This window comes from Natronobiforma cellulositropha (assembly GCF_025629245.1).
In the GTDB taxonomy this organism is placed as follows: Archaea; Halobacteriota; Halobacteria; order Halobacteriales; family Natrialbaceae; genus Natronobiforma; species Natronobiforma cellulositropha.
The window spans coordinates 24789-31748 of the sequence record NZ_JANZXN010000055.1 but is presented as its reverse complement, the minus strand read 5'-3'; the positions used below and the strand labels follow the sequence as shown (position 1 = coordinate 31748).

9 protein-coding genes and 1 tRNA gene are annotated in these 6960 nt (G+C 66.0%); 5 read left to right on the top strand and 5 right to left on the bottom strand.

The genetic code is table 11. The annotated features are described in order from the left end of the window. The first annotated feature begins 183 nt into the window (after nt 1-183). The 3 genes from N0B15_RS16225 to N0B15_RS16215 are packed head-to-tail and all read left to right on the top strand — an operon-like array spanning nt 184 to nt 1625. Entirely contained in the window at nt 184-1146 is a 963-nt protein-coding gene (locus N0B15_RS16225; RefSeq protein ID WP_263020755.1) for a DUF2800 domain-containing protein, read from the top strand. A gap of 1 nt (nt 1147) precedes the next feature. Further along, nucleotides 1148-1375, top strand: coding sequence for a plasmid pRiA4b ORF-3 family protein (locus N0B15_RS16220; protein ID WP_263020754.1), 228 nt, complete (start codon nt 1148-1150; stop codon nt 1373-1375). Between the two features lie 4 nt (nt 1376-1379). Then, nucleotides 1380-1625, top strand: a complete 246-nt coding sequence (locus N0B15_RS16215; RefSeq protein ID WP_263020753.1) for a plasmid pRiA4b ORF-3 family protein — start codon at nt 1380-1382, stop codon at nt 1623-1625. A gap of 267 nt (nt 1626-1892) precedes the next feature. On the opposite strand, the gene N0B15_RS16210 is transcribed toward N0B15_RS16215, so the two are convergent. Beyond that, nucleotides 1893-2046: transfer RNA gene (locus tag N0B15_RS16210), tRNA-Met, on the bottom strand. 101 nt (nt 2047-2147) lie between these two features. Here N0B15_RS16210 and N0B15_RS16205 point away from each other — a divergent pair. After that, nucleotides 2148-3212, top strand: a complete 1065-nt coding sequence (locus tag N0B15_RS16205) for a DUF7115 domain-containing protein (RefSeq protein ID WP_263020752.1) — start codon at nt 2148-2150, stop codon at nt 3210-3212. Nucleotides 3213-3224: 12 nt separating this feature from the next. Here N0B15_RS16205 and N0B15_RS16200 read toward each other — a convergent pair whose 3' ends face one another. Then, nucleotides 3225-3605: a DUF5830 family protein gene (locus tag N0B15_RS16200; RefSeq protein WP_263020751.1), complete on the bottom strand. Its 381-nt coding sequence runs from the start codon at nt 3603-3605 to the stop codon at nt 3225-3227. A gap of 492 nt (nt 3606-4097) precedes the next feature. Here N0B15_RS16200 and N0B15_RS16195 point away from each other — a divergent pair, with 492 nt between their 5' ends. Continuing rightward, the gene (locus N0B15_RS16195; protein WP_263020750.1) at nt 4098-4802 is read left to right on the top strand and encodes a TVP38/TMEM64 family protein; all 705 of its coding nucleotides are present in this window, start codon (nt 4098-4100) and stop codon (nt 4800-4802) included. On the opposite strand, the gene N0B15_RS16190 is transcribed toward N0B15_RS16195, so the two are convergent. The 3 genes from N0B15_RS16190 to N0B15_RS16180 form a co-directional block, all read right to left on the bottom strand. Next, complete coding sequence (locus N0B15_RS16190) at nt 4803-5321, bottom strand: response regulator (RefSeq protein WP_263020749.1); 519 nt, start codon at nt 5319-5321, stop codon at nt 4803-4805. Between the two features lie 110 nt (nt 5322-5431). After that, nucleotides 5432-5596, bottom strand: coding sequence for an HVO_2523 family zinc finger protein (locus N0B15_RS16185; RefSeq protein ID WP_263020748.1), 165 nt, complete (start codon nt 5594-5596; stop codon nt 5432-5434). Nucleotides 5597-5706: 110 nt separating this feature from the next. Continuing rightward, nucleotides 5707-6942: a threonine ammonia-lyase gene (locus N0B15_RS16180; RefSeq protein WP_263020747.1), complete on the bottom strand. Its 1236-nt coding sequence runs from the start codon at nt 6940-6942 to the stop codon at nt 5707-5709. Nucleotides 6943-6960: the final 18 nt, after the last annotated feature.

Here is a 6960-nt window from a genome sequence, read left to right as displayed (position 1 = left end):
GGTACCGCGAGTTCCGTGAAATCGTCCTGATGTGTGTCGTCTACAACATCAAGCGTGCCGTCAACTAGCCAAATCAAGCGCAGTATAGCGATTCACCACGGCCAAAATAAAAGTACGGTCGACCGCCTTAGTCGGCCGAGAGTGCCGCGAAGGGTTTTACTGCGCTATGCGTATGTTTTACGCATGACCTTTGCTTCCACGTGGGGAAATGTACTCGACGAGTGTGAGGCACTCGAGGACGACGCGATGCTCATCACACCATTATCCGACCAGCGATTTCGGATCACCGACGTCCAAGAGCATCGTGTTGTCGTCGAGTTTACCGACTCCGGAGAGTCACGACCGCTCCAGCGAGATCAGTTCGAAACGCTTGTCGACCGCGTCCGAAGCGAAGTCGGCGGGTTCGAACTCGATCGCCTCCCTCCGGAGGCCGACCCGTATCCGGCAGTCTTGAGTCTGCACCCGCGTTTCGAGATCGACAAGCAGACCGGTACCCTTCGCGAAACCGACGAACCGACGCCCTCTCAATTCGTCCGGGGTATTTCTCCCAGCGTCGAAACAGAACGCACAGCGCCAGATCTCGACGTCTATTCGGATGCGCTCTTGCTTATCGATGCCCTCGAGCAGTACGACGTGACCGCACTGGAAGATCTGGAAACGCCATCGCTGATAAATCTCTACACGCTCCTCTCGGACGTCCAGCGAAACGCCGACGATCTCCGGGGTGACGTTGCGACGGTCCTCTTAGACCGCGTGCATCACGACCAACCCGTTCACGGCCAGTTCGGCTCCGTGCAGCGAACCAGTCGGACGTACCGATCACTACGTGACGAAGACGAAGTCGTCGAGACGCTCGAGGAGGCAGGTATCCGCCGTGAACGGGTTACCAGCGTCGACTCGACGAAAGTCGACGAGGCGCTCGAGGTGACGGAGTTGGCAGCGTCGGACGTTTACGAGATCGAACAGCGCGAGTACGTCCGGAAAGCGGAGGTCAACGAGGAGGAAAAGGAGACCCGGCTGCAAGGTCTCAAAGACCGACTGGCAGCGACGGACGGGTCCGAAGCCGAGGAACTCCGCGAAGAGATCGAGGAGTTGGAAGGACGCATCAACGACCTCACGAGCTTCCAATCCGGTGCAGAGGTGTGAGATGACGGCCTATCGTTTCCGCGTCAAACTCGAGTGGGATCCGACTTCGTTGTGGCGCGATATCGTCGTCGGGGAGGACCGAACGCTTGCAGAGTTCCAGACAGTACTCAACGAGTCGATGGGACTCAATCAGGCCCACCTCTGGTTTTTCGGCGCGGATCGAGACTACTGGCAAAGCACAGTGAAGTACCAGCGACCGGAAGAGTACGAGAACCTCCCCGAGCGGTGAGCCGATGGGATGGGAGGCGGAGGTGTACAACGCAGGGAAGACGACGATCGCCGAGCTGGCGAATCAGCTGGGTCTCGATGTCGGTGACCGGATTTGCTACCTCTTCGATTACGGTGACGAGTGGCAGTTCTATGGGATCCTGAAAGAGATCACTGACGACGAACCGAGCGGCAGACGTCCCGAAGTGGTCAAGGAGAAAGGTGACCCGGTTGACCAGTATTCACTCGACGATCATCCCCGATATCAGTGAGTCGGATCCTGAGAACCGATGTCGCATCGGGTTCTCGGCCTCCGTCGCATGTGTTCACCGTTGCTATTCGTCTCTGACTCGTGGCATCTGTGAAAATGCCCGGGGAGGGCTCCGAACCACGGGAAGACGGTCCGCTCGCTTCGCTCGCGACTGCGACTTCCCTGCCTTCACCTCGCGGGGCTCGGTGAAGACCCACGGGTTCGTCGCCTCCCGGGCACGTCTTCCGAACTCATCACTCACTCCGTTCGTGATTCGTGGTGGAAGAAGTGCCCGGGGAGGGCTCCGAACCCTCGATCTCCGCATGTCCCAGGTTCGAGGCTCGGCAGAGTCCTCGAGGGACACGGAGGCTTCCAAGGCGAAAACCGCACCGAATCTCTAAACCCTATGAGTGCGGCGCTATGTCCAGCTAAGCCACCCGGGCTCACTCGAGGATTGTCCGGAGGCTTTCTTTAACCTTCTCATTCGAGGCGGGCGTGTAACGGACACCCACGGATTTATCATACGGTATTACGAAAGGCGATCATGAGCGTTCCCGGCATCGTACAGTCTGCTCTCGACGGCGAGGAAATCGCCGCCAGAGTCTCACTCGGTGGGGAAGACGAACTCTTCGTCACCGCGGCGCGGACGATTATCTACCGCGCCGAAGGTCTCCTGAGCGACGAATCGATCGACGAGTTCCCCCACGACGCAGAGCGGCTCACCCTCTCTGAGGGGCGACGGAAGTCGCGCTTCTCACTCGAGTACCCGCTCGAGGACGAGAAAGAGTTCACCGTGCCCGCGAGCAAGACGGAGTCGGTCCTCCATCCCGTCCTCGCGGGGCTGCTCAACGGCAACGGGATCACTGACCCCGGCGAGACGGTGGCGCGCACCTACCGCTTCAGCGAGCTGACGGTGATCGTCACGAGCGACCGCCTCGTCAAGCACATCGGCGCGGCGGTCTGGGACGGCGACTTCGAGCAGTACGAGTACGGCGAGGTGACCGGTCTCTCGTTCGAAGACGGGAGCGTCGCGACCCAGGTCGTCATCGAAGTCGACGGCCGGCCACAGCGGATCAAAGCGCCCAACGAGTCCGCGGGCGACCTCAGCGAGCGACTCAAGCGCGCGCTGTGTACCTATCACGCCGTCGAGACCCTCGAGGAACTCAACGAGAAACTCAGCCTCGACGAGGACGACGAAGAGCCGACCGACCCCGCGGCGGCGTTCGGCGAGGGTGTCGAGCCACTCGAGGCGAACCCACCGGAACTCGACAGTCAGGGAGGGATCCGACGGCCGGACGAGACCGCCAGTGAGCGGGCGGGGAACGAAGAGCGCGTACCGCCGGCACGCGAGCCAGCGACGGCGGGCCAGACCCACGCCGAGCCACCAGCAACGGACGTGGATGACGACGAGCAGGCCGCCGCAGCGGCCGACGCGAGCGCCGACGGGTTCGAGGGCAGCGGCTTCGAGCCGATTACGGCGAACGTCGACGCCGAACTGCTCGAGCGACTCGACGCGCTCGAGGCGACCGTCGCCGCCCAGAACGACTTACTCGAGCGCCACCAGGCGACGATCGAACTGCTGATCGAAGAGCTTCGCCAGGGACGCTGACGGCGGCGCTCGTCACTCCCTGCCGGTGACTTTTCGGATACACGACGAGCCGAAGGGACCGATCTCTCCGGTCTCGAGTTTGATGAAGTAGCCAGTCGAGAGCGAGGAGCCACAGCGCCGACACGAGAACTCGCCGTCTTTCGTGACCACCTGTTCGTCGAAGCGGACGTACTGGCGGCTCTTCGGGCGGATGATGCCGTCCTCGCGCTCGATGATCCCCCGGAGTTCGGCCGTGTCGAGGATGGTCCGGGTGACGGTCGGGTCGGTCGTGATCGTCTCGATGCGGTCGACGGTCTCGGGCAGCGTCAGCGACTCGTGCTCGAGGCGCTCGAGGAGTGCGAGACCGAGGGCGACGCGCTCGTCGTCGGCCGCATCGGTGCCGTCGATGACCATGTGCTCGAGTACGTGTGTACCACCGAGGCGAATAAACGTTGTGCGCGGCCCTCGAGCGTGAGAGCCTCGTTCGAATCACACGTGGGTCGGATCGAGACGAGAACGCCAGCCCCTTCCACCCGTGTCGGCAGACCGGCCACCCACCGGCGGGGGCGGGACTGAAAGGGGCCGGGTCCGCGTGGCGGCGATGCCGCCACGGAGAGGCGGTTGGTTCACCGACCGCCTACGTCGGGGAAGGCGGGCGACGCAAGCACGTGCGAGCGTAGCGAGCAGGCGCGCAGCGAGCCCCCGACTCGACGGACCCGGGGGCTTTCGTGGTGTTCCCGTCGGCGACGAACCCGCAGCGCGTACCCAACACACTGCTCGGGAGGCGTCGAACCCGCAGCGCGTACCCAACACACTGCTCGGGAGGCGTCGAACCCGCAGCGTCGTATCCGAACAGCGCGCTGCGGAGACACAAGACCTTCAACCCCCGGGTGCGAACGCGGGTCGATGCTTCGGCCGACGTCGCGGCGGGCGCTCGCGGGACTCGTGGTGCTCGGTGCGCTGCTCACCGCAGGAGTCGTGTTCTCGCCGACGGCGGTGGTCGGCGGTCTCGAGTCGGTCTCGTCAGATCCCGTCCGCTTCGGACTCCTGGTCGCGGGGCTGTACCTGGTTCGCCCGCTGTTCGCGTGGCCGACGACACCGCTCGCGGTGGTCGTCGGCTACGGCTTCGGGGTGCGCGTCGGCGTCGCGGTCGCCCTCGTCGGCGTCGTCTGTACGGTGATTCCAACCTTCCTCGCCGCACGCTGGTTCGCCGCCGGGGAGCCGACGGAGCCACCGGCTACGAGACTCGAGTGCGCGCTCGAGGGGACGGGCCGGGCGCTCGCGCGCTACTACGAGCACGCGGGACCGGTCCGCGGCGTCGTCGCCTCGCGACTGGCACCGATTCCCTCCGACGTGTCGACCGCGGCAGCAGCGGTCAGCGGCGTCCGGTTGCGCCACCTGGTCGTCGGGACGGCGCTCGGCGAACTGCCGTGGACGGTCGCCGGCGTCGTCGTGGGCGCGTCGGCGGCGACGCTCACGGCCGAGGGTCTCGGAGAACTGGGTCTCGGGTTCGCACTCGCCTGCGCGCTCGCGGCGGTGCTCGTCCTCGCTGGGCCGGCCTACCGCCACCTCCGCGGGCGAGAACGGGCAGACGGCGAGACACCCGCCTGATCACTCGCCGTCGAAGCCGTCGGCGAGTGAGTCGCTCAACTGTTTGAGGTCCTCCTCGAGTCGGCGGTACTCCTCGGTGTTCTCGAGGTCGTCGATGGTGGTGGCGTCCTCGAGCGTCTCCATCTTGTTCGAGATGGAGTGGAGTTCGCGCCGGCCGTTGTAGCGCGACTGGACCCGGAGGTTCTCGATGATGCGGGTGAGCTGGGCGCGCGTCACCGGTTTCGTCACGTAGTCGTCGATGTCGAGGGTGACGATGTCGAGACCGGGGTCGACCGCCGTCACCATGATCACCCAGCAGTCGTGGCCGCGCGCGCGGACCGTCTCGAGGACCTCGTCGCCAGTCATGTCGGGCATGTGGCGGTCGAGTAAGACGACGTCGACCGCGTCAGAGACCTGTTCGAGCGCCGAAGCGCCGTCGTAGGCCGTCAAGACGTCGTAATCCTCGCCGACCCAGGTCGTGTACAGGTCGGCGAGTTCGCGTTCGTCCTCGACGACGAGGATCGTCGGTTGAGTAGCCATCGCGTCGTTCGTCTACAGATGCGACCTCGAGTGGGTATCCCTTTCGGACGACTCAGCGCTCGAGTCGAGACCGGAGGCGGCCGAGCGTGGCCGCCGCTCGACGATCTGGGCTAGCGAAACGGGTCCGAACAGTCGATGACGACCCCGTGTTGTGGACAGACGTACTTACAGTGACGTTTGTACAGTGGCGCGTCACAGAACGGACAGCGCGGGCCGCCGCGGGCGTCGGCTCCCCGTGCGTCTCGCCCGCCGTGTGCGTCGGTGTCACCTCCCATCGGTTCGAGTATCGCCCGCGGGTCGAGTCCCGGCCGCGGATGTACACCGGCGACGGCCGCGAGCGACGGATACGCGAGGGTACGGCCAGCGGGTACGTGAACGTGGCGGCTCAGGAATCGGGCGGGAGGTCCGGCGGGTCGGTGTCGACGACCGAGACACCCGGACAGCTCTCGAGCGCGGCCAGCGCCTCGCGGAGGTGTTCCCGGCCGCTGCCCTCGAGTGAGAGCACCACCGGCGTCCGGTTCGGCTCGTCGGCGGGCGTCCGCGGCGGCGTCCGCAGGTCGTCAATCTCGACGCCGGTTCGCTCGAGCGTCTCGAGGACGGTTCCCAGCGTCCGGGACCAGGTCTCGAGTGCGAGGCGGACGGTCGCGTAGCGGCCGAGTTCACCGAGACCGGTGCGCACGAGCGCGGCGTGGTCGATGAGGTCGACGTTGCCGCCGGAGACGACCACGACGACGTGCTCGTCGGTGACGTCGAGCGCGTCGCCGAGGACGGCAGCCAGCGGCGCCGCGCCTGCGGGTTCGGCCACCGTCTTCGCGCGTTCGGCGAGGAGGGTGACCGCGGCGGCGATCTCGCGGTCGGTAACCGAGACCACCTCGTCGACGCGCTCGGTCATCACGGCGAAGGTCCGCTCGAGGACGCGCGTGTCGGCGATGCCGTCGGCGACGGTGTCGACGCCCTCGCGCTCGTAGATCTCCCCGCGCTCGAGCGAGCGGGCGGCGTGGGCCGCACCGGTCGGCTGGACACCGACGACGCGCACGTCGTCCTCGAGTGCGGTCGCGACGCCGCTGATCAGGCCACCGCCACCGACGGCGACGACGACGGTGTCGACCTCGGGCACCTGGGCTTCGACCTCGAGACCGACGGTCCCGCCGCCGGCGATGATCCGCTCGTCGTCGAACGGGTGGACGAAGACGCGCTCGTGGTCGGCGGCGATCTCGAGGGCGCGCTCGTAGGAGCGTTCGTAGATATCGCCCTCGACGAGCACCTCGGCACCGTAGCCGCGGGTGGCGGCGATCTTCGCGGCGGGCGTGATGGTGGGCACGACGACGACCGTCTCCACGTCGAGCAGGGCACCCGCGAGGGCGACGCCCTGGGCGTGGTTGCCCGCGCTCGCGGTGACGACGCCACGGGCGCGTTCCGCTGGCGAGAGCTGGGCGATGCAGTTGTACGCCCCGCGAATCTTGAACGAGCCAGTCCGCTGGGTGTTCTCGAGTTTGAGCCAGAGCGACGCCGCGTCCGCCCGGGCGGCGAACCCGCTCGAGCGGTCGACCGGCGTCCGGTGGGCGACTCCCTCGAGTCGCGCCGCCGCCCGTTCGACGTCCGCACGCGAGACGAGTGTCATAGCTGGTCGAACACCGGT